Genomic DNA, 25,241 nt, shown 5'->3' with positions numbered 1-25,241 from the left:
ATTAAAACATTAACGGCGCACCAGGTTAGTCCGGCTACCGCCCGACCTGCGCGAGTCTGGCAATGGATGCGTAAAAATCTGTTCTCCAGCTGGCTGAATACATTACTCACTTTAGCCTGCGCCTGGCTGATGTGGGAGCTAATCCCTCCTCTGCTTAACTGGGCGATTTTACAGGCTAACTGGGTAGGCGAAACGCGCACCGACTGCACCAAAGAAGGTGCCTGCTGGGTATTTATCCATGCACGTTTTGGCCAGTTTATGTACGGACTTTATCCGCACGATCAGCGCTGGCGTATAAACCTTGCGTTGGCTGTCGGCCTGCTCTCTATTACCGCGATGTTCTGGAAATCGCTTCCACAGCGTGGACGCTATATCGCAGGCTGGGCGGTACTCTATCCTCTTGCGGTCTGGTGGCTGATGTACGGCGGTTTTCTCGGCCTGGAGAGGGTTGAAACCCGGCAGTGGGGCGGGTTAACGCTCACGCTAATCGTTGCTTCGGTAGGCATAGCAGGTGCATTGCCGCTGGGCATTTTGCTGGCGCTTGGCAGGCGTTCGGGCATGCCGGTGGTAAGAGTGCTCTCGATTATGTTTATCGAATTTTGGCGCGGCGTGCCGCTGATTACGGTGCTGTTTATGTCCTCCGTGATGCTGCCGCTGTTTCTTCCGGAAGGAACCAGCATCGACAAGCTCATCCGCGCTCTGGTGGGCGTTATCTTATTTCAGTCAGCTTATGTCGCAGAAGTTGTTCGCGGCGGTCTTCAGGCGCTACCGAAAGGACAGTACGAAGCGGCGGAGTCATTAGCTCTGGGCTACTGGAAAACGCAGGGATTGGTGATTTTACCCCAGGCGCTGAAGCTGGTTATTCCGGGGCTGGTGAACACCATTATCGCCCTGTTTAAAGATACCAGCCTGGTCATCATCATCGGCCTGTTCGACTTGTTCAGCAGCGTTCAACAGGCAACGGTCGACCCGGCATGGCTCGGCATGTCGACCGAAGGCTATGTTTTTGCTGCCCTTATTTATTGGGTTTTCTGTTTCAGCATGTCGCGCTATAGCCAGCACCTGGAAAAGCGCTTCCACACCGGGCGTACGCCGCACTAAGGATGAATATGAGTAAAATAACGCTGCAGCCTGCCGACGCAATGATCACGCTTGAAAATGTGAATAAGTGGTACGGGCAGTTCCATGTTTTAAAAGATATTAATCTCAACGTGAAGCAGGGAGAGCGTATCGTGCTGTGTGGACCATCCGGCTCCGGTAAATCGACCACGATCCGCTGCATCAATCACCTTGAAGAGCATCAGCAAGGGCGCATCGTGGTTGATGGAACCGAGTTAAACGACGATCTACGCAATATAGAGAAAGTACGCACCGAAGTCGGCATGGTATTCCAACATTTTAATCTGTTCCCACATTTAACCGTGCTGCAAAACTGTACCCTCGCGCCAATTTGGGTACGCAAGATGTCGAAGAAAGAGGCCGAGGCGTTGGCCATGCATTATCTGGAGCGAGTTCGGATTGCCGAGCATGCCCATAAATTCCCCGGGCAAATCTCCGGCGGCCAGCAGCAGCGCGTGGCGATCGCCCGTTCTCTGTGCATGAAGCCAAAGATCATGTTATTTGACGAACCCACCTCGGCGCTCGATCCGGAGATGGTGAAAGAGGTGCTGGATACCATGATAGGGCTGGCGGAATCGGGGATGACAATGCTCTGCGTGACCCACGAAATGGGCTTTGCACGAACCGTTGCCGACCGGGTTATCTTTATGGATCGCGGGGAGATCGTGGAGCAGGCACCACCTGAGGTGTTCTTTGCTCATCCAGAGTCAGAGCGCACTCGTGCCTTTCTTTCTCAGGTTATTCACTGACGCCATATAGGCTGCTGACGCAGCCTTTATTTTTCGATTGTACAAAGCAAAAAGCCCCGCACTAATGTGCGGGGCTTTTTGCTTATTTGATGCCTGACAGTTATATGCCGGGCTGTCCTGCCCGTCACCCTTCGGGCAGCCTCCGGCTGTGCAAATCCGTTCCCGATTTAGTACTCGTATCATCCTGATACTCGCCCCTCCGGGGCCGCCGCACGCGGCGTTCAAACGTGTTCCGACACGTTTGTCCTGCTCTCTGAGTAGCAGAGGCTGCCAGATACCAGAAAACAAAAAACCCCAGCCGTCAGGCTGAGGTCTTTTGTTTTATTTGATGCCTGACAGTTCCCTACTCTCGCATGGGGAGACCCCACACTACCATCGGCGCTACGGCGTTTCACTTCTGAGTTCGGCATGGGGTCAGGTGGGACCACCGCGCTACGGCCGTCAGGCAAATTCTTTTCTACGTGCCGAACTTAAACCTAAAAACTGGTGCTGATACCCAGAGTCGAACTGGGGACCTCACCCTTACCAAGGGTGCGCTCTACCAACTGAGCCATATCAGCACGCTTAATTTGATGCCTGGCAGTTGATGAACTTGCGTTCACCCTACGGGCCGCTGCTTCGCAGCGTTCAGACTCACCTTTCGGTTCGTCAGTCCTACTATCTCAGAGTAGAGAACTGCCTCGTATTACTACCATTACTGCTAATTTGATGCCTGGCAGTTCCCTACTCTCGCATGGGGAGACCCCACACTACCATCGGCGCTACGGCGTTTCACTTCTGAGTTCGGCATGGGGTCAGGTGGGACCACCGCGCTACGGCCGCCAGGCAAATTCTGTTTACTGACCGTCACTTCGTGACCATCAGTCTAATCCTGAACTTCGCTGAAAATCGATTTGTCTCGCAAAACACCTTTGGTGTTGTAAGGTTAAGCCTCACGGGTCATTAGTACTGGTTAGCTCAACGTATCGCTACGCTTACACACCCAGCCTATCAACGTCGTAGTCTTCAACGTCCCTTCAGGGGAATCAAGTTCCCAGGGAGAATTCATCTCGGGGCAAGTTTCGCGCTTAGATGCTTTCAGCGCTTATCTCTTCCGCATTTAGCTACCGGGCAATGCCATTGGCATGACAACCCGAACACCAGTGATGCGTCCACTCCGGTCCTCTCGTACTAGGAGCAGCCCCCCTCAATTCTCCAGCGCCCACGGCAGATAGGGACCGAACTGTCTCACGACGTTCTAAACCCAGCTCGCGTACCACTTTAAATGGCGAACAGCCATACCCTTGGGACCTACTTCAGCCCCAGGATGTGATGAGCCGACATCGAGGTGCCAAACACCGCCGTCGATATGAACTCTTGGGCGGTATCAGCCTGTTATCCCCGGAGTACCTTTTATCCGTTGAGCGATGGCCCTTCCATTCAGAACCACCGGATCACTAAGACCTGCTTTCGCACCTGCTCGAGCCGTCACTCTCGCAGTCAAGCTAGCTTATGCCTTTGCACTAACCTCACGATGTCCGACCGTGATTAGCTAACCTTCGTGCTCCTCCGTTACGCTTTAGGAGGAGACCGCCCCAGTCAAACTACCCACCAGACACTGTCCGCAACCCGGATCACGGGTCTACGTTAGAACATCAAACATTAAAGGGTGGTATTTCAAGGTTGGCTCCACGCAGACTGGCGTCCACGCTTCAAAGCCTCCCACCTATCCTACACATCAAGGCTCAATGTTCAGTGTCAAGCTATAGTAAAGGTTCACGGGGTCTTTCCGTCTTGCCGCGGGTACACTGCATCTTCACAGCGATTTCAATTTCACTGAGTCTCGGGTGGAGACAGCCTGGCCATCATTACGCCATTCGTGCAGGTCGGAACTTACCCGACAAGGAATTTCGCTACCTTAGGACCGTTATAGTTACGGCCGCCGTTTACCGGGGCTTCGATCAAGAGCTTCTCCTTGCGGATAACCCCATCAATTAACCTTCCGGCACCGGGCAGGCGTCACACCGTATACGTCCACTTTCGTGTTTGCACAGTGCTGTGTTTTTAATAAACAGTTGCAGCCAGCTGGTATCTTCGACTGCCTTCAGCTCCACCCGCAAGGGGTTTCACCTACCGACAGCGTGCCTTCTCCCGAAGTTACGGCACCATTTTGCCTAGTTCCTTCACCCGAGTTCTCTCAAGCGCCTTGGTATTCTCTACCTGACCACCTGTGTCGGTTTGGGGTACGATTTAATGTTACCTGATGCTTAGAGGCTTTTCCTGGAAGCAGGGCATTTGTTACTTCAGCACCGTAGTGCCTCGTCATCACACCTCAGCGTTAACAAGAGTCCGGATTTACCTAAACTCTCCGCCTACATGCTTAAACCGGGACAACCGTCGCCCGGCTAACATAGCCTTCTCCGTCCCCCCTTCGCAGTAACACCAAGTACAGGAATATTAACCTGTTTCCCATCGACTACGCCTTTCGGCCTCGCCTTAGGGGTCGACTCACCCTGCCCCGATTAACGTTGGACAGGAACCCTTGGTCTTCCGGCGAGCGGGCTTTTCACCCGCTTTATCGTTACTTATGTCAGCATTCGCACTTCTGATACCTCCAGCAGACCTCACAGTCCACCTTCGACGGCTTACAGAACGCTCCCCTACCCAACAACACCTAAGTGTCGCTGCCGCAGCTTCGGTGCATGGTTTAGCCCCGTTACATCTTCCGCGCAGGCCGACTCGACCAGTGAGCTATTACGCTTTCTTTAAATGATGGCTGCTTCTAAGCCAACATCCTGGCTGTCTGTGCCTTCCCACATCGTTTCCCACTTAACCATGACTTTGGGACCTTAGCTGGCGGTCTGGGTTGTTTCCCTCTTCACGACGGACGTTAGCACCCGCCGTGTGTCTCCCGTGATAACATTCTTCGGTATTCGTAGTTTGCATCGGGTTGGTAAGCCGGGATGGCCCCCTAGCCGAAACAGTGCTCTACCCCCGAAGATGAGTTCACGAGGCGCTACCTAAATAGCTTTCGGGGAGAACCAGCTATCTCCCGGTTTGATTGGCCTTTCACCCCCAGCCACAAGTCATCCGCTAATTTTTCAACATTAGTCGGTTCGGTCCTCCAGTTAGTGTTACCCAACCTTCAACCTGCCCATGGCTAGATCACCGGGTTTCGGGTCTATACCCTGCAACTTAACGCCCAGTTAAGACTCGGTTTCCCTGCGGCTCCCCTATACGGTTAACCTTGCTACAGAATATAAGTCGCTGACCCATTATACAAAAGGTACGCAGTCACCCCATAAATGAGGCTCCCACTGCTTGTACGTACACGGTTTCAGGTTCTGTTTCACTCCCCTCGCCGGGGTTCTTTTCGCCTTTCCCTCACGGTACTGGTTCACTATCGGTCAGTCAGGAGTATTTAGCCTTGGAGGATGGTCCCCCCATATTCAGACAGGATACCACGTGTCCCGCCCTACTCTTCGAACTCACAGTATGTGCATTTTAGTGTACGGGAGTATCACCCTGTACCCTGCGACTTTCCAGACGCTTCCACTAACACACAAACTGATTCAGGTTCTGGGCTGCTCCCCGTTCGCTCGCCGCTACTGGGGGAATCTCGGTTGATTTCTTTTCCTCGGGGTACTTAGATGTTTCAGTTCCCCCGGTTCGCTTCGTTAAGCTATGTATTCACTTAACGATAGTGTGACGAATCACACTGGGTTTCCCCATTCGGAAATCGCCGGCTATAACGGTTCATATCACCTTACCGACGCTTATCGCAGATTAGCACGTCCTTCATCGCCTCTGACTGCCAGGGCATCCACCGTGTACGCTTAGTCGCTTAACCTCACAACCCGAAGATGTTTCGCTTCGAATTATGAAAATTTGAGAGACTCGAACATGTCTTAACCTCATTCTTTATTACGGAAGAATGAGACGACATGTCGTTTCAATTTTCAGCTTGTTCCGGATTGTTAAAGAGCAAATACTTCGCAGTACACCGTTGCCGGTACACTCTGAAGTAGGTTTGGTGCATGAAATGATGGTGGAGCTAAGCGGGATCGAACCGCTGACCTCCTGCGTGCAAGGCAGGCGCTCTCCCAGCTGAGCTATAGCCCCATCGATTTCGTAAAACCTTTGATTACCGTTAATTTTCATCTGGTCAAGGCGCAACTTCGCGACGCATAGTGAACTATGCGAGCCGGAGGTGCAACGCAGAACAGGGGAAAATTTGGTAGGCCTGAGTGGACTTGAACCACCGACCTCACCCTTATCAGGGGTGCGCTCTAACCACCTGAGCTACAAGCCTATAAGGTTTTACTGCTCGTTTTCTATCAGACAATCTGTGTGAGCACTACGCGGGTTTGTATCTTTTAGGTAAGGAGGTGATCCAACCGCAGGTTCCCCTACGGTTACCTTGTTACGACTTCACCCCAGTCATGAATCACAAAGTGGTAAGCGCCCTCCCGAAGGTTAAGCTACCTACTTCTTTTGCAACCCACTCCCATGGTGTGACGGGCGGTGTGTACAAGGCCCGGGAACGTATTCACCGTAGCATTCTGATCTACGATTACTAGCGATTCCGACTTCATGGAGTCGAGTTGCAGACTCCAATCCGGACTACGACGCACTTTATGAGGTCCGCTTGCTCTCGCGAGGTCGCTTCTCTTTGTATGCGCCATTGTAGCACGTGTGTAGCCCTACTCGTAAGGGCCATGATGACTTGACGTCATCCCCACCTTCCTCCAGTTTATCACTGGCAGTCTCCTTTGAGTTCCCGGCCGAACCGCTGGCAACAAAGGATAAGGGTTGCGCTCGTTGCGGGACTTAACCCAACATTTCACAACACGAGCTGACGACAGCCATGCAGCACCTGTCTCAGAGTTCCCGAAGGCACCAATCCATCTCTGGAAAGTTCTCTGGATGTCAAGAGTAGGTAAGGTTCTTCGCGTTGCATCGAATTAAACCACATGCTCCACCGCTTGTGCGGGCCCCCGTCAATTCATTTGAGTTTTAACCTTGCGGCCGTACTCCCCAGGCGGTCGACTTAACGCGTTAGCTCCGGAAGCCACGCCTCAAGGGCACAACCTCCAAGTCGACATCGTTTACGGCGTGGACTACCAGGGTATCTAATCCTGTTTGCTCCCCACGCTTTCGCACCTGAGCGTCAGTCTTTGTCCAGGGGGCCGCCTTCGCCACCGGTATTCCTCCAGATCTCTACGCATTTCACCGCTACACCTGGAATTCTACCCCCCTCTACAAGACTCAAGCTTGCCAGTTTCGAATGCAGTTCCCAGGTTGAGCCCGGGGATTTCACATCCGACTTAACAAACCGCCTGCGTGCGCTTTACGCCCAGTAATTCCGATTAACGCTTGCACCCTCCGTATTACCGCGGCTGCTGGCACGGAGTTAGCCGGTGCTTCTTCTGCGAGTAACGTCAATCACTAAGGTTATTAACCTTAATGCCTTCCTCCTCGCTGAAAGTGCTTTACAACCCGAAGGCCTTCTTCACACACGCGGCATGGCTGCATCAGGCTTGCGCCCATTGTGCAATATTCCCCACTGCTGCCTCCCGTAGGAGTCTGGACCGTGTCTCAGTTCCAGTGTGGCTGGTCATCCTCTCAGACCAGCTAGGGATCGTCGCCTAGGTGAGCCATTACCCCACCTACTAGCTAATCCCATCTGGGTTCATCCGATGGCAAGAGGCCCGAAGGTCCCCCTCTTTGGTCTTGCGACGTTATGCGGTATTAGCTACCGTTTCCAGTAGTTATCCCCCTCCATCAGGCAGATCCCCAGACATTACTCACCCGTCCGCCGCTCGTCAGCGGAGTAGCAAGCTACTCCCTGTTACCGCTCGACTTGCATGTGTTAGGCCTGCCGCCAGCGTTCAATCTGAGCCATGATCAAACTCTTCAATTTAAAAGTGTTTGATGCTCAAAGAATTAAAACTGTTTATAAAATCAGTAGTCACTCTTCAAGACTTGATATTTTTTTGCATCCGAAGATGCTTGAGATATCAATCCTGCGAGTGCCCACACAGATTGTCTGATAAATTGTTAAAGAGCAGTGAGTTACGCGCTTTCGCTTGCTAACTCGAGGTGGCGTATATTACGCTTTCCTCTTTCAGAGTCAACCCCGATTTTCAGGATTTTTTCTCTTTATCGAACCGGACATTTTGTGAAGTCATTCACTGTTCCGTCTCGATGGAGGCGCATTATAGGGATCACGATTTTTAGCACAAGTACTTTTTCGATCTTTTTTTCCGAATGTTTAGTTTTCACTCTTTTCGTCGAGATCCTGTTCGATCTGCCCCCTTTATAGCGCTTTACTCCCTTGCCATTGCTCAAGAAAGCGGCCAGAGTCTGGTTACGCAATGAATTTCCCGAGGTGTTTATGTCTGCGGTATTACGTGCTTTTCAAAAAACCTTTCCCCAACTTGGGCAAAAAGTGATGGTTGACCCCACCAGCGTGGTTATCGGCGATGTGAAACTTGCTGATGATGTCAGTATCTGGCCGCTGGTCGCCATTCGCGGCGACGTAAACTCTGTCTCCATCGGCGCGCGAACCAATATTCAGGACGGCAGCGTGCTGCACGTTACGCACAAATCTTCATATAAGCCCGAGGGCAATCCACTGGTGGTTGGGGAAGATGTGACGGTTGGGCATAAAGTTATGCTGCACGGCTGCGCCATCGGCAACCGCGTGTTAGTAGGAATGGGTTCGATTCTGCTGGATGGAGTAGTAATAGAAGACGACGTTATGATCGGAGCCGGTAGCCTGGTGCCGCAAAATAAGCGTCTGGAAAGCGGCTACCTCTATCTTGGCAGCCCGGTGAAACAGATTCGTCGTTTAACGGAGGCCGAACTGGCCGGGTTAATTTATTCCGCCAACAACTATGTACGCTGGAAAGATGAATACCTGGCTCAGGATAACCAGTACCAACCCTGAGAGTCTTCCTGTTCGCTGCGGATCAAAGTTTCAAACTCTTCTTCCACATCCCAGCGGCTTTCGCGAAATAACGCCAGCCACTGTTGTGCACTGTTGCCACCAAAGCGGGTGGCAACGGCGGCGGCCGAAATCGCACAGTTAACCTGAAAGCCGTTTACCAGAGCCGGGAAGCAGATTGCCTGGAGAGATTCATCCCAGACTTCACGGTCGGGGAATTGAATCGCCTGGTTCATTCAGCCATTTCTCTTTTCAGCGCGGTAATAACCGGTGCCACTTCCGGCAGTTTGCCATGCCAGAGCATAAAAGCATGCGCCGCCTGGCCCACCAGCATACCCAGCCCATCAGCATAGTGTACAACGCCACCCTCTACCGCCCACGAAAGGAAAGGCGTTAACCCTTTACGGTAAAACATGTCATAACAGCTGACGCGATGAGAAAGAAGGGAGGACGGTAGCGCAGGGATCTCGCCGCCGATCCCGCTGGAGGTCGCGTTGATCAGCAGATCGAACTCATGCCCGCCAAGGGCATCCATTGCTACGGCATTCACGCTTCCGGTGTGGCCAAACAGCTGCGCGAGCTCTTCTGCTTTGGCAAATGTCCGGTTAGTTATCGTCACCGCACAATCCAGAGACAGCAGCGGCAGCAACACGCCACGAGCGGCACCACCTGCACCCACCAGCAGAACGCGAGCACCCGGCTTGATAAGTTTAAGACGTTCAAGGTCGCTCAGCAGGCCAATGCCGTCGGTATTATCCCCGAGTAAACGCCCGTCTTCTAAACGCTTCAGGGTATTCACTGCCCCCGCAAGCGCCGCACGCTCGGTTAGCTCATCCGCGTGGGCAAAAGCCTGCTCTTTAAATGGAACCGTTACGTTGGCCCCCTTTCCACCTTCGGCAAAAAAGGCTTCAAGTGTTTCAATAAAGGCATCCAGCGGGGCAAGTACTCGCCCGTAAGGATGCTCAATTGCCATCTGCTCCGCAAAAAGGCGATGGATCAGCGGCGATTTGCTGTGCTGAATTGGGTTACCAAAAACGGCGTAGGTTTCCATATTTACCCCTGGCGGAACAGTTCGCCGGTTAAGGCATCGCGAATTTCGGAAGGATTCAGACGCCCGCCGGTATCGCCCATCAACACCGGGAAGTCGTTGCCAAATTGCTGCTGCACTTCTTCGGCGCTACGGCACGGCGGCAGCCCGGTAAGATTGGCGCTGGTTGAAACCAGAGGCTTGCCGTAAGCGAGGCACAGCTCTTTAACCAGCGGATGGTCGGTAACACGTACCGCGAGCGAGTCAAAGCGGCCGGTCAGCCATTTCGGCGTATTCGCCAGCGCAGGAAAGACAAAGGTGACCGGACCTGGCCAGCTAGCAAAAACCGCCTGACGCTGCTCTTCAGTTAACACAGCCTCATCTATATAAGGTTTCAGTTGCTCGAAATCAGCCGCAATCAGGATCAGGCCTTTTTCTACCGGGCGCTGCTTTAACTCCAGCAGCCGGGTGACGGCGAGTTCACTATCCGGGTCACAACCTACGCCGAAAACGGCCTCGGTTGGGTAAGCGATGACTTGTTGTTGTTTCAGGGCCGCTACGATCTGGGCGAGCTGGCCTTCAGGCAGGTTTTTATTCACTGGCTTGTTCCACCGTTGCCGGCTTTCCACATTGTTTACTGGCACAGAAGCGCTTCAGGCCTTGCGCCGTTTTCTTTTCAATAAGCAGCGGGTACTGGCATTCAGAGCAAACGCCCGCGACCGGTTTAAAATTGATGACAAACTGGCATTCAGGATAGCAATCACAAGACCAGAATGTTTTCCCGTAACGCGAACGGCGCTGAACCAGCTGTCCTTTCCGGCACTGCGGGCAGGCGATTGCCGTCTCATCAGGTTTGTCGATGATTTCAGTGTGTTCGCATTCAGGATAATTACTGCAGCCGATAAACATGCCGAAGCGCCCCTGACGCAGGACGAGCGTCGCCTGGCAAAGCGGGCATTGCTGACCGTCGAGCACCTTAACAATGTGCCCGTCGGCCTGGCTTTTTAGCGGGCGCACATAATCGCATTCCGGGTAGTGGGAACAGCCCAAAAAGGGACCGTGTTTGCCGGAACGAATAAGCAGCTCTGCCCCACACTGGGGGCAGGGCTCATTTTTGGGCACCGTAAACAGTGCTGACTTGGCCATAACATCTCATGCTGCAACTCAATTTAGTGCAGCATACCTTCATTTGCCTCGAAGAGTAATTCTTCCATTTGCTGGTAAGCGTTTTCACAACCCGGAATATTGAACAGCACCATCAGTACAACCCACTTCAGGTCTTCCAGTTCAAATTCAGCGGTATCCAGCGCCAGCACGCGCTCAATGACCATTTCACGGGTTTCGAGGTTCAGCACCTGAATCTGCTCAAGGAATAATAAGAAACCCCGGCAGTCTGCATCCAGCCTCTGGCTCTCCTCTGCGGTAAAGATCCGCATAGAAAGAGGGTCGGCAGCAAGCTGCATCGGCTCGGTCAACCCCTCCTGGTAGTCGGCCAGCTTCTCAAGCCACACTAACGCGTTATAAATGTCCTCACGATCAAAACCGGCGTCGGTGAGATCGCTCGTCAACTTATCCTGATCAACGCGCATCTCTGCTTCGCTGTGGATGTAGGTTTCAAATAAGTACATTAGTACGTCGAACATGGCATGCCCTCCTCAATCGGACATAGCCGCCGGGTACAGCTGCGATCCATCCTGCTAACTCCAGTTCGAGCAGTTGGGCTACCGTCTCTGGCACAGGTTGGCCGGCAAGTTCAGCGACGACGTCAACAGGTGTAACCTCATCTCCTACGTTAGCCAACAGATGGGGAAATGGCAATGCGCCTTCCTGTTCATTTGGTGAATATATTGGCACTTCGTGCGAAGCGCTGAGCCAGCATAGCTCCGATGTCAGATAATCAAGGATATCCTGCGGATGACGTACCAGATTGGCCCCTTGCTGGATAAGCCAGTGCGGCCCTTCGCTGCCGGGGCTACCGACCGGGCCCGGCAAAGCAAAAACCTCTCTTCCCTGCTCAATGGCGCAGCGAGCGGTAACCAAAGACCCGCTTCTTTCTCCCGCCTCAACCACAAATACGGCGCGGCTCAGGCCGCTGATAACTCGATTGCGCCACGGGAAGTTCGACGGCCATGGCGTACAGGCTAAAGGAAACTCGGAAAGAACGATGCCCCCTTGTTCGGCTATCTGCCTGGCCAGCGCCGAATGGCGCCTGGGGTGCACGCCCGCGAGGCCGTTACCCAATACCGCAATTGTTTTACCCTTTACCCGCAGCGCCGCGCGGTGGGCAATGCCGTCTATTCCCAGCGCCAGCCCGCTGGTAATAATCAGCCCTGACTGGGCCAGAACTTCACAAAATTGCCTACAGTTGCGCTCCCCATAATCGGAAAGATTGCGGCTCCCGACCACCGCCAGCTGATGCTGCCTGAGCAACTCCGGGCTTCCTATGATAAAGAGCGCTGCCGGGTAGTCGTTTATCGCCCTGAGCTGGTCGGGATAATGAGCATCTTCTGCCGTAAGGAGTGACTGACCGGACTTGTTCAGCCAGTCAAAGCTGGCCTCCAGCTGGCGCTCATCGACGGCCTTAAATAACGCCCGTTCGCGTGCGGTTAACCCCGATGCATGCAGGCTTTCTCCGTCTACCACGGGGCATCGTTGCAGGAAATGGGCTATTTTTAAGCACTTATCTCCACCCAGTCCCTTAACTGCCATAAGACGCAGCCAAATCTCGGTTCGCGACACCATTTCCCCCTGCCACAGGCCGTAAAAGCAATCCTTGCGATTGGTCACTGATGCTGTCAATCAGCCGGGGAAATGTCTAGAATAGAGGGAATAATCCTTTCTACTACTGAACACAGCTCTGGATATTTATGGCAGTTTTGCAAGTATTACATATTCCCGACGAGCGCCTTCGCAAAGTCGCTAAGCCGGTTGAAGAAGTGAATGCGGACATTCAGCGCATCGTCGATGATATGTTCGAAACAATGTATGACGAAGAAGGTATCGGCCTGGCGGCTACGCAGGTTGATATTCATCAACGCATCATTGTTATTGATGTTTCCGAAAATCGTGACCAGCAGCTGGTGCTGATCAACCCGGAGCTGCTGGAAAAAAGCGGCGAGACCGGTATCGAAGAAGGCTGCCTGTCGATTCCGGAGCAGCGTGCTCTGGTGCCGCGCGCCGAAAAAGTGAAAATCCGCGCGCTGGATCGCAACGGTAAGCCTTTTGAGCTGGAAGCCGACGGCCTGCTGGCTATCTGTATTCAGCATGAAATGGATCACCTGGTCGGTAAACTGTTTATTGATTATCTGTCGCCGCTTAAGCAACAACGTATTCGTCAGAAAGTTGAAAAACTCGACCGTTTGAAAGCGAAAGCTTAAGGACAACAATCAACGTGTCAGATTCACTGCGTATTATCTTCGCCGGAACGCCCGATTTTGCAGCGCGTCATCTTGACGCGCTGTTGTCTTCTCAGCACCAGGTGGTTGGCGTATTCACCCAGCCAGACCGCCCGGCTGGCCGCGGTAAAAAACTCATGCCCAGCCCGGTAAAAGTGCTGGCAGAAGAGAAAGGTATTCCTGTATTCCAACCTGCGACTCTGCGCAAAGCCGAGAACCAGCAGCTGGTCGCCGACCTCAATGCTGATGTTATGGTCGTTGTCGCTTATGGCCTGATTTTACCCCTGGCCGTACTTGAGATGCCTCGCCTTGGCTGCGTGAACGTACACGGTTCTCTGCTGCCTCGCTGGCGCGGCGCGGCGCCTATCCAGCGTTCTCTGTGGGCTGGCGATGCTGAAACCGGCGTGACCATCATGCAGATGGACGTTGGCCTGGATACCGGCGACATGCTGTATAAGCTCTCCTGCCCGATTGAAGCGGACGACACCAGCGGTACGCTGTACGACAAGCTGGCCGGTCTGGGCCCTGAAGGCCTGCTGAACACGTTGCAACAGTTAGCCAGCGGAACGGCAAAACCGGAAGTTCAGGATGAAGCGCTGGTTACCTACGCTGAAAAGCTCAGTAAGGAAGAAGCAAGAATTGACTGGAACCTCTCCGCGGTACAGCTGGAGCGCTGCATTCGTGCTTTTAATCCGTGGCCAATGAGCTGGCTCGAGATTGACGGCCAGCCGCTGAAAGTCTGGCGCGCCTCGGTTATTCCTGCTCAGGCAGGCGCTGCACCGGGCACTATTGTTGCAGTCAGTAAGGCAGGAATTCAGGTCGCTACCGCTGACGGGATCCTCAATCTTGAAGAGCTGCAGCCTGCCGGTAAAAAAGCCATGAAAGCTCAGGATCTTCTTAACTCGCGCCGTGAATGGTTCGAGCCGGGAAGCCTTCTCGCCTGAAGCAGTTGAATCTATACGCCCGGGGTAACCTGGGCATTTTTGTTTATAGCGCTGGAAAAACCAGAGCACGGTAATGAAAAAAACACAAAACCTTCGCAGCCTGGCTGCCCAAACGATTGAACAGGTTGTCGAACAGGGACAATCATTAAGTAATGTACTGCCTGCGATGCAGCAAAAAGTGTCTGACAAAGACAGAGCGCTGCTCCAGGAGCTGTGCTTTGGCGTGCTGCGTACTCTGCCGCAGCTTGAGTGGCTGGTTGGCAAGTTGATGTCCCGCCCGATGACCGGCAAACAGCGTACGATCCATTACTTAATTATGGTCGGCTTCTATCAGCTGCTGTATACCCGTATTCCTGCTCATGCTGCCCTGGCGGAAACCGTTGAAGGTGCAATCGCTATCAAGCGACAGGCCTTTAAAGGCCTGATCAACGGCGTGCTGCGCCAGTTCCAGCGCCAACAGGAAAGCCTGATGGCTGAAGCGGCTAAGCATGAAAGCCGCTTCCTGCATCCTTCCTGGCTATTGCAGCGCCTGAAGAAGGCTTATCCGGATTGCTGGCAGGCCATTATAGAAGCGAACAACCAACGTCCACCGATGTGGCTGCGCGTGAATCGCCAGCACCACACCCGAGAAGCCTGGCTGCAACTGCTTGCAGAAGCAGGCCTGGAAGGCCACGTTCATCCTGAGTATCGTGATGCTGTACGCCTTGACTCACCGGCTCCGGTTCTCGCATTGCCCGGTTTCGAACAGGGTTGGGTTACGGTGCAGGATGCCTCGGCTCAGGGCTGTGTTGATCTTTTAGATCCGCAAAACGGCGAAACGATTTTGGATCTTTGCGCAGCTCCGGGCGGCAAAACCACTCATATCCTGGAAGCAGCTCCGGGCGCGAAGGTTATGGCGGTAGATGTCGACGCCCAGCGCCTGAAGCGCGTGCATGAAAACCTTGAGCGCCTGGGTATGAACGCCGAAGTAAAACTGGGCGACGGCCGCTTCCCGGCTCAATGGTGCGGTGATGCTAAGTTCGACCGTATTCTGCTGGACGCGCCATGTTCGGCTACCGGTGTTATTCGCCGTCACCCGGATATTAAATGGCTGCGCCGCGACAGAGATATTCCTGAACTGGTTGCTTTGCAAAAAGAGATTCTGGACGCTATCTGGCCTCACCTGAAATCAGGCGGCACGATGGTGTACGCAACGTGCTCCGTACTGCCGGAAGAAAACAAGGAACAGGTTACCGCGTTCCTGGCACGCCATGCGGATGCGAAACTGGTTGAAACCGGTGATGAAAAAACGCCGGGTATTCAAAATCTGCCGGCGGCGGAAGACGGCGACGGCTTCTATTACGCTAAGCTAATTAAGAGCTGACTCCCCCTCAGGCTGAGTCTTAGGTTTCATCACTCGTGAAGCGATAAACGATGAAAATAATTATTCTGGGTGCCGGTCAGGTTGGCGGCACTCTGGCGGAAAACCTGGTTGGCGAGAACAACGATATTACCGTGGTCGACACCAACCAGGCTCGCCTGCGTATTCTGCAGGATAAGTTTGATTTGCGCGTAGTGCAGGGGCATGGTTCTCATCCCCGGGTGCTGCGTGAAGCCGGTGCCGATGACGCAGATATGCTGGTTGCGGTTACCAGTTCCGATGAAACGAACATGATAGCCTGCCAGGTTGCCTATTCGCTGTTTAACACGCCAAACCGTATCGCACGGATTCGTGCGCCGGACTACGTGCGCGATGCGGAAAAGCTTTTCAATGCAGAAGCTGTTCCTATCGACCACTTGATAGCGCCCGAGCAGCTGGTTATCGACAATATCTACCGGCTGATTGAGTACCCGGGGGCGTTGCAGGTTGTGAATTTCGCGGAAGGGAAAGTCAGCCTCGCCGTGGTAAAAGCTTATTATGGCGGCCCGCTGGTGGGTAATGCGCTCTCCACAATGCGCGAGCATATGCCGCACATCGATACGCGTGTAGCAGCCATTTTCCGTCACGATCGCCCCATTCGCCCTCAGGGTTCAACGATAGTGGAAGCGGGCGATGAGGTGTTCTTTATCGCTGCTTCGCAAAATATTCGTGCCGTTATGAGCGAGCTACAGCGTCTCGAGAAGCCTTATAAGCGCATTATGCTGGTCGGCGGCGGTAATATCGGTGCTGGCTTGGCTCACAGACTGGAAAAGGATTACAGCGTAAAGCTTATCGAGCGCGACCAGCAGCGAGCCTCCGAGCTGGCTGAAATGCTGCAAAATACCATCGTATTTTACGGTGATGCGTCCGATCAGGAGCTGCTGGCCGAAGAACATATTGAGCAAGTCGATTTGTTTATCGCTGTCACAAACGACGATGAAGCAAATATCATGTCTGCAATGCTGGCAAAACGCATGGGTGCCAAGAAAGTAATGGTGCTGATACAGCGTAAAGCCTATGTCGACCTGGTTCAGGGCAGCGTGATTGATATCGCTATATCGCCGCAGCAGGCGACAATTTCCGCTCTACTTGGTCACGTTCGAAAAGCTGATATTGTAGGTGTTTCCTCTTTACGCCGTGGCGTTGCCGAGGCAATAGAAGCGGTAGCTCACGGGGATGAAAGTACTTCCCGCGTTGTTGGGCGCGTAATAGACGAGATAAAACTGCCGCCGGGTACGATTATCGGCGCCGTTGTTCGCGGCAACGATGTGATGATTGCCAATGACAATCTGCGTATTGAGCAGGGCGACCACGTCATTATGTTCCTGACGGATAAGAAGTTTGTCAGCGACGTTGAACGGTTGTTCCAGCCAAGTCCTTTCTTCCTGTAAAAGAATCGGGGCAGCCGTTGTTGTTGCCTCGCTTTAATGTAATAAGCCCTTCTTAATATTAAGGAATTAACAAAGCATTCTTATTTTCTACGGTTATGGAAATTAAGACATCCTTTGTTAGAATTAAAACTGCCAGCCGGTACAAGGAGAGATAAATGAGTATTTTAAAAGAATTCCGCGAATTCGCGATGCGCGGAAATGTTGTCGATTTGGCAGTGGGTGTGATTATTGGGGCAGCATTCGGGAAAATCGTTTCCTCACTGGTGGCGGATATAATTATGCCTCCGCTGGGCTTGCTGATTGGTGGTGTTGATTTCAAACAGTTTGCGTTAACGCTGCGCGACGCACAGGGCGATGTGCCTGCAGTTGTCATGCATTACGGCGTGTTTATTCAGAACATCTTTGATTTCGTAATTGTCGCTTTTGCTATTTTCATGGCAATTAAAGTTATTAATAAGCTGAACCGTAAGAAGACTGAAGAGCCGGCTGCACCTGCAGCGCCTTCTAAAGAAGAAGTTCTGCTGGGCGAAATTCGCGATCTGCTGAAACAGCAGAACCAACGCGATTAATCCAGGCTGCTAAAAGCAGAAGGCCAGTGGTAAAAAAGCGTTTTGCTTGTTTGCCACTGGCCTCCCAGTTACCCCGTTTGCCATGTTTCTCGTTGCGCTGATAGCTCCCTTTCCCTTTCTTATTCTTCTCAATTCTCTGCCTGAACAATGGGTCATGTAACAGCGCCTCGATGGCGTTATCCTTGATTTGCCCTTTTTGATGGCGGTATTTGTTGCTCATATCCACTCCATATCGGTTAAATTAACGGCGCGAGTCTATTCCTCGCTCAATAAAAGATCAAGCGGCTATTTTCGGATGCTGGCTCCCTGCTCCAGGGCTTCCAGAATTGAGCAGTAAACGCTGCTGTGCGCGCTTCCGCAGCATGCATCATTCAAACGCTGCAGGGAACGGCGCATATTTTGTAGCTCTTTAATCTTTGCTTCCACTTCAGTCAGCCTGCTTTGCACAATGCCTTTTGACTCCTGGCAGGTGTGATGTTCCGGATCGATGCGGATCGAAAGCAACTCGCGGATGGCCTCAAGGGTAAATCCTAACTGCTTGGCATAACGAATGAACTTAAGCCGCTGCAGGTCGCTGTCGTTATACAGTCGGAAGCCACCTTCCGTGCGAACTTCGTGATCCATCATGTTTTGCTTTTCGTAGTAACGAATAGTGTCCGGCGTCACGTTCGCCAGTTTTGCCAACTCACCTATGCGAAACATCATTTTTCCTCGCCAATGTGCTGCATTAATTTAGCCCCGTACTCACCACGAAGAAAATCGGTATTAACCCCGGCCTGCCGCAGTTTAAGCTCAAGCAAACTGAGCTTTTTACTGATTTCCTGATATTCCTTGCTTTGAGCATGGACCGTTTTTAGCAGGTCAACCAGCTCCAGAGCCTCTCTTCGTTGCTGTAATTCAGGCGGTAAACAGCCCGCATTTTTCAGCAAACGGTAACCCGCTCGTAGTTCGGGCGGTACGTGGCTGTCATCATCAAGCATTATCGGTTCGCCGCTGCCGGGCAGGCTATCAAAATCACCATTGCGCTGGGCATCGAGAATATGCCGCTCGGCCCATTGATCGAGCAACCACATAACAACCTCTGGTTAGCAGGGAGTTCTACAAGAATACGAGGAAAGCGTGAGGAAAGGGATATTTTGGATATAAAAAAACCGGGCAAGCCCGGTTTTTCTACGTTACTACAGATTACTCTGCAGCAGCTTCTGTTTGAGACTCGGCGCGATCAACCAGCTCGATGTAAGCCATCGGAGCATTGTCACCTGCACGGAAGCCACACTTCAGAATACGAGTGTAACCACCGGTACGGCTCGCAAAACGCGGACCCAGTTCATTAAACAGTTTTGCCACGATCTCGTTATCACGAGTGCGGGCGAATGCCAGACGACGATTAGCAACGCTGTCAGTCTTGGCAAGAGTAATCAGCGGCTCAACTACGCGACGCAGCTCTTTCGCTTTAGGCAGGGTCGTCTTGATTATCTCATGACGAACCAGTGAACCTGCCATGTTGCGGAACATAGCCTGGCGATGGCTGCTGTTGCGGTTCAGTTGACGACCACTCTTACGATGGCGCATGACCTTATCCTTCTCAGTAAAACCTTAACCTGTGATCCGGTTACTCGTCAGCGATGCTTGCCGGTGGCCAGTTTTCCAGGCGCATGCCCAGAGAAAGACCACGGGAAGCCAGCACGTCTTTAATCTCGGTAAGAGATTTTTTACCCAGGTTAGGCGTTTTAAGCAGCTCAACCTCGGTACGCTGTACCAGATCACCGATATAGTGGATAGCTTCTGCCTTAAGGCAGTTAGCAGAGCGGACAGTCAATTCCAGATCGTCAACAGGGCGCAGCAAGATCGGATCGAATTCTGGTTTCTCTTCTTTAACTTCCGGCTGACGAACATCACGTAAGTCAACGAAAGCTTCAAGTTGTTCTGCCAGGATGGTTGCCGCACGACGAATCGCCTCTTCAGGATCGATTGTGCCGTTGGTTTCCATTTCGATGACCAGCTTGTCCAGGTCGGTACGCTGTTCTACACGCGCTGCTTCAACATTGTAGGCAATACGCTCTACAGGGCTGTAGCAGGCGTCGACCAGCAGACGGCCGATTGGGCGCTCATCTTCTTCCGAATGAATTCGGGCAGAAGCCGGCACATAACCGCGACCGCGCTGAACTTTGATACGCATGCTAATAGCGGCGTTCTCATCGGTCAGGTGGCAGATCACATGCTGCGGCTTGACGATTTCGACATCACCATCATGGGTGATGTCGGCTGCGGTCACAGGGCCAATGCCAGATTTATTCAGGGTAAGAATAACTTCATCTTTGCCTTGAACTCTTACCGCCAGCCCTTTCAGGTTGAGCAGGATTTCCAGGATATCTTCCTGAACGCCTTCTTTGGTGCTGTACTCGTGCAGTACACCATCAATCTCAACCTCAGTCACCGCGCAACCCGGCATCGATGAAAGCAGAATACGGCGCAGTGCGTTACCAAGAGTATGGCCAAAGCCACGCTCTAACGGCTCAAGGGTCACCTTGGCGTGCGTCGAACTCACTTGCTCGATATCTACCAGGCGTGGTTTTAGAAACTCTGTCACAGAACCCTGCATTGTGTCCTCTCTTTGGTACTAAGCTTTACTTGGAGTAAAGCTCGACGATCAGGTGTTCGTTAATGTCGGCAGACAGATCGGTACGCTCAGGCTTACGCTTAAACACACCTTCCATCTTGGCAGCATCAACTTCCAGCCAGGTTGGCTTTTCACGCTGCTCAGCCAGCTCCAGAGCGGCCTTAACGCGAGATTGCTTTTTGGCTTTCTCACGGATGCTGACTACGTCATTCGGAGTTACCTGATAAGAAGCGATGTTAACAACGCGACCATTTACCATAATTGCTTTATGGCTAACCAGCTGACGTGCTTCTGCACGAGTAGCGCCAAAGCCCATACGGTAAACTACGTTGTCCAGACGACCTTCCAGCAGAGCCAACAGGTTTTCACCGGTGTTGCCTTTCAGACGAGCTGCTTCTTTATAATAGTTACGGAACTGACGCTCCAGCACACCATAGATACGGCGAACTTTCTGCTTTTCACGCAACTGCACACCATAGTCAGACAGACGCGGTTTACGCGCACCGTGCTGGCCAGGAGCTTGTTCAATTTTACACTTGGTATCGATCGCGCGAACGCCAGACTTAAGGAACAGGTCTGTGCCCTCACGACGGCTCAGCTTGAGCTTAGGACCCAAATATCTTGCCATTTTCTTTCTCCAACAATCCTAGAAAACGAACGCGTTATACGCGGCGTTTTTTCGGCGGACGACAACCGTTGTGAGGGATCGGAGTCACATCAGTAATATTAGTGATGCGGAAACCAGCGGCGTTCAGAGCACGAATGGTAGATTCGCGACCCGGACCCGGTCCCTTAACCATAACTTCCAGGTTCTTGATACCGTATTCTTTCACGGCTTCTGCGCAACGCTCTGCTGCAACCTGAGCTGCAAACGGAGTGGATTTGCGAGAACCACGGAAACCGGAACCACCGGCAGTTGCCCAACCCAACGCATTACCCTGACGATCGGTAATAGTAACGATGGTGTTGTTGAAAGAAGCATGGACATGAGCCACGCCGTCAGAGACTGTTTTTCTTACACGTTTACGTGCACGAATTGGTGCCTTTGCCATTATTCAATCACCCCGATTATTTCTTGATCGGTTTGCGCGGACCCTTACGGGTACGGGCGTTGGTCTTAGTACGCTGACCGCGCACTGGCAGACCACGACGATGACGCAAACCGCGATAGCAACCAAGGTCCATCAGACGCTTGATGCTCATACTCACTTCACGGCGCAGATCACCTTCAACGACAAATTTGGCAACTTCGTCACGCAGCGTGTCGATTTGTTCTTCAGACAGCTCACTGATCTTAACATCTTCAGCGATACCCGCCGCAGCGCAGATGGCTTTGGATCGAGTCTTGCCGACACCGTAGATCGAAGTTAATGCGATCACGGCATGTTTCTGATCAGGAATGTTAATGCCTGCTATACGGGCCACTATGCACTCCTACTATTTAGATTATGCGTCCCATGCCGAAAAGCCCGTTTTCAGGATACTCAAATGGAAACGCATAGACATACAAAAGATTGGCTGGCTAATCTAGCCAGCTCAACCCAACTTTGCAAGAAAAATATGCGAGATAATCAGCCTTGACGCTGTTTATGCTTCGGTTCGACGCTGCAAATCACGCGAATAACACCTTCACGCTTAACGATTTTGCAGTTACGACATAATTTCTTGACGGAAGCACGAACTTTCATTTTTACTCTCCGTAACTTCTCAAGCGACAATTAACGGCCGTAGCCTTTCAGGTTCGCTTTCTTCAATGCAGACTCGTACTGACTTGACATCATTAGAGTTTGCACTTGAGCCATAAAGTCCATGATAACGACAACAACGATAAGCAGTGAGGTCCCACCGAAGTAGAACGGCACTTTCATTGCATCGCGCATGAACTCCGGGATTAGGCAGATAAAGGTAATGTAGAGCGCACCAACCAGAGTCAGGCGGGTCATTACTTTATCGATATACTTCGCCGTTTGTTCTCCCGGACGAATTCCTGGTACAAATGCACCGGACTTCTTCAGGTTATCTGCTGTTTCACGCGGGTTGAAAACCAACGCCGTGTAGAAGAAACAGAAGAAGATGATTGCAGACGCATAGAGTAACACATAAAGCGGTTGCCCAGGCTGCAAATACAGCGAAATTGTTGTCAGCCAGTTCCAACCGGTACCGCCCCCGAACCATGACGCGATGGTTGCCGGGAACAGGATAATACTGGAGGCGAAGATCGCAGGGATAACCCCGGCCATGTTCACTTTCAGCGGTAAATGTGTGCTCTGCGCAGCATAGACACGACGACCCTGTTGACGTTTAGCGTAGTTGACCACAATACGGCGCTGGCCACGCTCAACAAAAACAACGAAGAAGGTCACTGCAAATACTAATACTGCAACCAACAGCAACAGGAGGAAGTGCAGGTCGCCTTGCCTTGCTTGCTCGATGGTATGGCCAATGGCCGGCGGAAGACCCGCAACGATACCCGCGAAGATTATGATTGAGATACCGTTGCCGATACCGCGTTCAGTAATCTGTTCGCCCAGCCACATCAGGAACATTGTCCCGGTAACCAGACTTACAACAGCGGTGAAATAGAATGCAAAGCCTGGGTTTAACACCAGGCCCTGCATACCAGGCATATTCGGTAAACCGGTAGCAATACCGATTGACTGGAATATTGCCAGCACCAGAGTGCCGTAACGGGTGTACTGGCTAATCTTACGACGACCAGATTCCCCTTCTTTCTTCAGCTCTGCCAGCGCGGGGTGAACCACGGTAAGCAGCTGTATAATGATCGATGCCGAAATATACGGCATGATACCCAGCGCGAAGATAGAAGCACGGCTGAGAGCACCACCAGAGAACATGTTGAACATTTCAATGATGGTGCCTCGCTGTTGCTCAAGCAGTTTGGCAAGCACAGCGGCATCAATACCAGGGATCGGAATAAAAGAGCCAATACGAAACACAATCAGCGCACCGATAACAAACATCAGTCTGCGTTTCAGCTCGCCGAGGCCGCCTTTAGCACTTTGAAAATCTAATCCCGGTTGTTTTGCCATCTGCTACTTATTCCTCGATTTTACCGCCAGCAGCTTCGATAGCAGCACGAGCGCCTTTGGTGACACGCAGGCCGCTAACAGTTACCGGACGAGTTACCTCACCAGACAGGATCACTTTCGCGAACTCGATCTGAATACCGATAATGTTTGCTGCTTTCAGCGTGTTCAGGTCAACTACGTCGCCTTCAACTTTCGCCAGATCGGACAGACGAACTTCTGCCGTGATCATTGCTTTGCGAGAGGTGAAACCGAATTTCGGCAGACGACGGTATAACGGCATCTGACCACCTTCGAAACCACGACGTACGCCACCGCCAGAACGAGAGTTCTGACCTTTGTGACCACGACCGCCGGTTTTACCGAGGCCAGAACCGATACCACGACCCAGACGCTTAGACGCGTGCTTAGACCCTTCGGCCGGAGACAGAGTATTTAAACGCATCTCTTACTCCTCAACTTTAACCATGTAGGAAACCGCGTTGACCATACCACGTACAGCAGGAGTATCCTCGCGCTCTACGGTGTGGCCAATACGACGCAGACCCAGGCCAAGCAGCGTTGCCTTGTGTTTCGGCAGACGACCGATTGCACTGCGGGTTTGAGTTATTTTAATAGTCTTTGCCATGGTCAATTACCCCAGAATTTCTTCAACGGATTTACCACGCTTGGCAGCGACCATTTCTGGAGACTTCATATTCGCCAGGCCATCGATAGTTGCACGAACCACGTTAATCGGGTTTGTAGAACCATACGCTTTAGCCAGAACGTTATGAACTCCAGCGACTTCCAGAACGGCACGCATTGCACCGCCGGCGATAATACCGGTACCCTGGGAAGCCGGCTGCATGAACACACGAGAACCTGTGTGCACACCTTTAACAGGGTGCTGCAGGGTGCCGTGGTTCAGCGCGACGTTAATCATGTTGCGACGGGCTTTTTCCATCGCTTTCTGGATCGCTGCTGGAACTTCACGCGCTTTACCGTAACCAAAACCAATACGACCGTTACCGTCGCCTACCACTGTCAGAGCAGTGAAGGAGAAAATACGACCGCCTTTAACGGTTTTAGATACGCGATTTACCGCGATCAGCTTTTCCTGCAGTTCGCCAGCTTGTTTTTCGATGTGAGACATCTTACACCTCTACCTTAGAACTGAAGGCCAGCTTCACGGGCAGCATCTGCCAGTGCCTGGACACGACCATGATATTGGAAACCAGCACGGTCAAAAGCAACAACGGTGATGCCTTTTTCCAGTGCGCGCTCAGCGACAGCTTTACCTACAGCTGCAGCGGCGTCTTTGTTTCCAGTGTACTTCAGTTGCTCAGTGATAGCTTTTTCTACAGTAGATGCAGCTACCAGAACTTCAGAACCATTTGGAGCGATTACCTGTGCGTAAATATGACGCGGGGTACGATGTACCACCAGACGAGTCGCGCCCAGTTCCTTGAGCTTGTGACGTGCGCGGGTCGCACGACGGATACGAGCAGATTTCTTATCCATAGTGTTACCTTACTTCTTCTTAGCCTCTTTGGTACGCACGACTTCGTCGGCGTAACGAACACCCTTGCCTTTATAAGGCTCAGGACGACGGTAGGCGCGCAGATCAGCTGCAACCTGACCGATCACCTGCTTATCAGCGCCTTTCAGCACGATTTCAGTTTGAGTCGGACATTCAGCAGTGATACCCGCAGGCAGCTTATGCTCAACAGGGTGAGAGAAGCCCAGGGCTAAATTCACCACGTCGCCTTTAACGGCTGCACGATAACCTACACCAACCAGCTGCAGCTTCTTAGTGAAGCCTTCGGTAACACCGACAACCATTGAGTTCAACAACGCACGAGTGGTACCCGCTTGGGCCCACGCGTTTGCAAAACCTTCGCGCGGAGCGAAAGTCAGTGCATTTTCAGCGTGTTTTACTTCAACAGCATCGTTGATAGTACGAGTCAGCTCGCCGTTTTTACCTTTGATCGAAATAACCTGACCGTTGAGTTTTACCTCTACGCCTGCAGGAACAACGACCGGTGCTTTAGCAACACGAGACATTTTATTC

The 25,241-nt window shown here is 52.3% G+C and carries 29 protein-coding genes, 3 tRNA genes and 4 rRNA genes; 8 read left to right on the top strand and 28 right to left on the bottom strand.

The features are described 5' to 3' along the window. Positions 1–66 precede the first annotated feature (66 nt). Together ACG1VR_RS01810 and ACG1VR_RS01805 are read left to right on the top strand one after the other, a co-directional pair. Complete coding sequence (locus ACG1VR_RS01810) at positions 67–1,101, top strand: amino acid ABC transporter permease (RefSeq protein WP_395491047.1); 1,035 nt, start codon at positions 67–69, stop codon at positions 1,099–1,101. Between the two features lie 8 nt (positions 1,102–1,109). Beyond that, entirely contained in the window at positions 1,110–1,868 is a 759-nt protein-coding gene (locus ACG1VR_RS01805) for an amino acid ABC transporter ATP-binding protein (protein ID WP_039898872.1), read from the top strand. A gap of 330 nt (positions 1,869–2,198) precedes the next feature. On the opposite strand, the gene rrf (ACG1VR_RS01800) is transcribed toward ACG1VR_RS01805, so the two are convergent. The 7 genes from rrf (ACG1VR_RS01800) to ACG1VR_RS01770 all read right to left on the bottom strand — a co-directional run bounded on the left by rrf (ACG1VR_RS01800) (position 2,199) and on the right by ACG1VR_RS01770 (position 7,770). Continuing rightward, positions 2,199–2,314 (bottom strand): 5S ribosomal RNA (gene rrf / locus ACG1VR_RS01800). Between the two features lie 38 nt (positions 2,315–2,352). Then, a tRNA-Thr gene (locus ACG1VR_RS01795) sits at positions 2,353–2,428 on the bottom strand. 150 nt (positions 2,429–2,578) lie between these two features. Further along, positions 2,579–2,694, bottom strand: a 5S ribosomal RNA gene (rrf, locus tag ACG1VR_RS01790). A 95-nt stretch (positions 2,695–2,789) separates the two neighbouring features. Next, a 23S ribosomal RNA gene (locus ACG1VR_RS01785) occupies positions 2,790–5,697 on the bottom strand. A 196-nt stretch (positions 5,698–5,893) separates the two neighbouring features. Continuing rightward, positions 5,894–5,969: transfer RNA gene (locus ACG1VR_RS01780), tRNA-Ala, on the bottom strand. Positions 5,970–6,082: 113 nt separating this feature from the next. Beyond that, a tRNA-Ile gene (locus ACG1VR_RS01775) sits at positions 6,083–6,159 on the bottom strand. 69 nt (positions 6,160–6,228) lie between these two features. Then, positions 6,229–7,770: ribosomal RNA gene (locus ACG1VR_RS01770) — 16S ribosomal RNA — on the bottom strand. The 16S, 23S and 5S rRNA genes sit together here with 3 tRNA genes alongside, the layout of an rRNA operon. A gap of 474 nt (positions 7,771–8,244) precedes the next feature. On the opposite strand from ACG1VR_RS01770, the gene ACG1VR_RS01765 reads away from it, so the two are divergent. Then, on the top strand, positions 8,245–8,799 hold the full coding sequence (locus ACG1VR_RS01765; protein ID WP_039898873.1) for a gamma carbonic anhydrase family protein: 555 nt from the start codon (positions 8,245–8,247) through the stop codon (positions 8,797–8,799). Here ACG1VR_RS01765 and ACG1VR_RS01760 read toward each other — a convergent pair. From ACG1VR_RS01760 to dprA, 6 genes are read right to left on the bottom strand one after another with little or no spacing between them, the layout of a single operon-like run. Beyond that, the gene (locus tag ACG1VR_RS01760; RefSeq protein ID WP_016538445.1) at positions 8,775–9,032 is read right to left on the bottom strand and encodes a DUF1488 domain-containing protein; all 258 of its coding nucleotides are present in this window, start codon (positions 9,030–9,032) and stop codon (positions 8,775–8,777) included. The genes ACG1VR_RS01765 and ACG1VR_RS01760 overlap by 25 nt on opposite strands. Continuing rightward, positions 9,029–9,847, bottom strand: coding sequence for a shikimate dehydrogenase (gene aroE / locus ACG1VR_RS01755; RefSeq protein WP_016538446.1), 819 nt, complete (start codon positions 9,845–9,847; stop codon positions 9,029–9,031). The genes ACG1VR_RS01760 and aroE overlap by 4 nt, the downstream gene beginning before the upstream one ends. 2 nt (positions 9,848–9,849) lie before the next feature. Then, entirely contained in the window at positions 9,850–10,422 is a 573-nt protein-coding gene (gene tsaC / locus ACG1VR_RS01750) for an L-threonylcarbamoyladenylate synthase type 1 TsaC (protein ID WP_279052008.1), read from the bottom strand. Continuing rightward, on the bottom strand, positions 10,415–10,969 hold the full coding sequence (locus ACG1VR_RS01745; RefSeq protein ID WP_395490052.1) for a type I DNA topoisomerase: 555 nt from the start codon (positions 10,967–10,969) through the stop codon (positions 10,415–10,417). The genes tsaC and ACG1VR_RS01745 overlap by 8 nt, the downstream gene beginning before the upstream one ends. 23 nt (positions 10,970–10,992) lie before the next feature. Further along, positions 10,993–11,466 (bottom strand): DUF494 family protein Smg, encoded by a 474-nt coding sequence (gene smg, locus ACG1VR_RS01740; protein ID WP_039898875.1) that lies wholly within the window; start codon positions 11,464–11,466, stop codon positions 10,993–10,995. Further along, on the bottom strand, positions 11,438–12,562 hold the full coding sequence (gene dprA, locus ACG1VR_RS01735) for a DNA-protecting protein DprA (protein ID WP_395491145.1): 1,125 nt from the start codon (positions 12,560–12,562) through the stop codon (positions 11,438–11,440). The genes smg and dprA overlap by 29 nt, the downstream gene beginning before the upstream one ends. Positions 12,563–12,690: 128 nt before the next feature. Here dprA and def point away from each other — a divergent pair, with 128 nt between their 5' ends. The 5 genes from def to mscL all read left to right on the top strand — a co-directional run bounded on the left by def (position 12,691) and on the right by mscL (position 17,521). Continuing rightward, positions 12,691–13,200, top strand: coding sequence for a peptide deformylase (def, locus tag ACG1VR_RS01730; RefSeq protein WP_016538451.1), 510 nt, complete (start codon positions 12,691–12,693; stop codon positions 13,198–13,200). Positions 13,201–13,214: 14 nt separating this feature from the next. Beyond that, the gene (gene fmt, locus ACG1VR_RS01725; RefSeq protein WP_395490050.1) at positions 13,215–14,162 is read left to right on the top strand and encodes a methionyl-tRNA formyltransferase; all 948 of its coding nucleotides are present in this window, start codon (positions 13,215–13,217) and stop codon (positions 14,160–14,162) included. Positions 14,163–14,235: 73 nt separating this feature from the next. Then, positions 14,236–15,525 carry a 16S rRNA (cytosine(967)-C(5))-methyltransferase RsmB gene (gene rsmB / locus ACG1VR_RS01720; RefSeq protein WP_395490048.1) on the top strand — a complete coding sequence of 430 codons (1,290 nt, stop codon included), beginning with the start codon at positions 14,236–14,238 and terminating at the stop codon, positions 15,523–15,525. A 50-nt stretch (positions 15,526–15,575) separates the two neighbouring features. Beyond that, positions 15,576–16,952 carry a Trk system potassium transporter TrkA gene (trkA, locus tag ACG1VR_RS01715; RefSeq protein ID WP_016538454.1) on the top strand — a complete coding sequence of 459 codons (1,377 nt, stop codon included), beginning with the start codon at positions 15,576–15,578 and terminating at the stop codon, positions 16,950–16,952. Positions 16,953–17,107: 155 nt separating this feature from the next. Next, positions 17,108–17,521, top strand: coding sequence for a large-conductance mechanosensitive channel protein MscL (mscL, locus tag ACG1VR_RS01710; protein WP_016538455.1), 414 nt, complete (start codon positions 17,108–17,110; stop codon positions 17,519–17,521). Here the strand turns inward: mscL and ACG1VR_RS01705 are convergent. The 15 genes from ACG1VR_RS01705 to rplF all read right to left on the bottom strand — a co-directional run bounded on the left by ACG1VR_RS01705 (position 17,457) and on the right by rplF (position 25,234). Next, a complete protein-coding gene (locus tag ACG1VR_RS01705) occupies positions 17,457–17,741 on the bottom strand; it encodes an alternative ribosome-rescue factor A (RefSeq protein ID WP_071704118.1) in 285 nt (94 codons plus the stop codon). The genes mscL and ACG1VR_RS01705 overlap by 65 nt on opposite strands. A 65-nt stretch (positions 17,742–17,806) precedes the next feature. Then, on the bottom strand, positions 17,807–18,223 hold the full coding sequence (gene zntR / locus ACG1VR_RS01700) for a Zn(2+)-responsive transcriptional regulator (protein WP_039898877.1): 417 nt from the start codon (positions 18,221–18,223) through the stop codon (positions 17,807–17,809). Continuing rightward, positions 18,223–18,594, bottom strand: coding sequence for a DUF1992 domain-containing protein (locus ACG1VR_RS01695; RefSeq protein ID WP_395490046.1), 372 nt, complete (start codon positions 18,592–18,594; stop codon positions 18,223–18,225). The genes zntR and ACG1VR_RS01695 overlap by 1 nt, the downstream gene beginning before the upstream one ends. Positions 18,595–18,706: 112 nt before the next feature. Then, positions 18,707–19,093 carry a 50S ribosomal protein L17 gene (gene rplQ, locus ACG1VR_RS01690; protein ID WP_039898879.1) on the bottom strand — a complete coding sequence of 129 codons (387 nt, stop codon included), beginning with the start codon at positions 19,091–19,093 and terminating at the stop codon, positions 18,707–18,709. Positions 19,094–19,133: 40 nt separating this feature from the next. Beyond that, positions 19,134–20,123 carry a DNA-directed RNA polymerase subunit alpha gene (locus tag ACG1VR_RS01685; protein ID WP_002919219.1) on the bottom strand — a complete coding sequence of 330 codons (990 nt, stop codon included), beginning with the start codon at positions 20,121–20,123 and terminating at the stop codon, positions 19,134–19,136. Between the two features lie 25 nt (positions 20,124–20,148). Beyond that, on the bottom strand, positions 20,149–20,769 hold the full coding sequence (rpsD, locus tag ACG1VR_RS01680; RefSeq protein WP_008457194.1) for a 30S ribosomal protein S4: 621 nt from the start codon (positions 20,767–20,769) through the stop codon (positions 20,149–20,151). A gap of 34 nt (positions 20,770–20,803) precedes the next feature. After that, positions 20,804–21,193 carry a 30S ribosomal protein S11 gene (gene rpsK, locus ACG1VR_RS01675; protein ID WP_008457192.1) on the bottom strand — a complete coding sequence of 130 codons (390 nt, stop codon included), beginning with the start codon at positions 21,191–21,193 and terminating at the stop codon, positions 20,804–20,806. A 16-nt stretch (positions 21,194–21,209) separates the two neighbouring features. After that, positions 21,210–21,566: a 30S ribosomal protein S13 gene (rpsM, locus tag ACG1VR_RS01670; protein ID WP_008457189.1), complete on the bottom strand. Its 357-nt coding sequence runs from the start codon at positions 21,564–21,566 to the stop codon at positions 21,210–21,212. A 146-nt stretch (positions 21,567–21,712) separates the two neighbouring features. Continuing rightward, positions 21,713–21,829, bottom strand: a complete 117-nt coding sequence (gene rpmJ, locus ACG1VR_RS01665; protein ID WP_039898881.1) for a 50S ribosomal protein L36 — start codon at positions 21,827–21,829, stop codon at positions 21,713–21,715. A gap of 30 nt (positions 21,830–21,859) precedes the next feature. Further along, the gene (secY, locus tag ACG1VR_RS01660; protein ID WP_008457186.1) at positions 21,860–23,191 is read right to left on the bottom strand and encodes a preprotein translocase subunit SecY; all 1,332 of its coding nucleotides are present in this window, start codon (positions 23,189–23,191) and stop codon (positions 21,860–21,862) included. A gap of 7 nt (positions 23,192–23,198) precedes the next feature. Further along, positions 23,199–23,633: a 50S ribosomal protein L15 gene (gene rplO, locus ACG1VR_RS01655; RefSeq protein WP_008457184.1), complete on the bottom strand. Its 435-nt coding sequence runs from the start codon at positions 23,631–23,633 to the stop codon at positions 23,199–23,201. Between the two features lie 3 nt (positions 23,634–23,636). Continuing rightward, positions 23,637–23,816: a 50S ribosomal protein L30 gene (rpmD, locus tag ACG1VR_RS01650; RefSeq protein WP_004846568.1), complete on the bottom strand. Its 180-nt coding sequence runs from the start codon at positions 23,814–23,816 to the stop codon at positions 23,637–23,639. Between the two features lie 6 nt (positions 23,817–23,822). Continuing rightward, on the bottom strand, positions 23,823–24,323 hold the full coding sequence (rpsE, locus tag ACG1VR_RS01645) for a 30S ribosomal protein S5 (RefSeq protein ID WP_016538460.1): 501 nt from the start codon (positions 24,321–24,323) through the stop codon (positions 23,823–23,825). 14 nt (positions 24,324–24,337) lie between these two features. Beyond that, positions 24,338–24,691 carry a 50S ribosomal protein L18 gene (rplR, locus tag ACG1VR_RS01640; RefSeq protein WP_008457177.1) on the bottom strand — a complete coding sequence of 118 codons (354 nt, stop codon included), beginning with the start codon at positions 24,689–24,691 and terminating at the stop codon, positions 24,338–24,340. Positions 24,692–24,700: 9 nt separating this feature from the next. Beyond that, positions 24,701–25,234, bottom strand: a complete 534-nt coding sequence (gene rplF, locus ACG1VR_RS01635; RefSeq protein WP_016538461.1) for a 50S ribosomal protein L6 — start codon at positions 25,232–25,234, stop codon at positions 24,701–24,703. Positions 25,235–25,241 lie beyond the last annotated feature (7 nt).

This window comes from Cedecea davisae, assembly GCF_044095835.1.
GTDB classification, from domain to species: Bacteria; Pseudomonadota; Gammaproteobacteria; order Enterobacterales; family Enterobacteriaceae; genus Cedecea; species Cedecea davisae.
The sequence above is the reverse complement of the archived record's forward strand: the minus strand, read 5'-3'. Positions and strand labels throughout refer to the sequence as shown.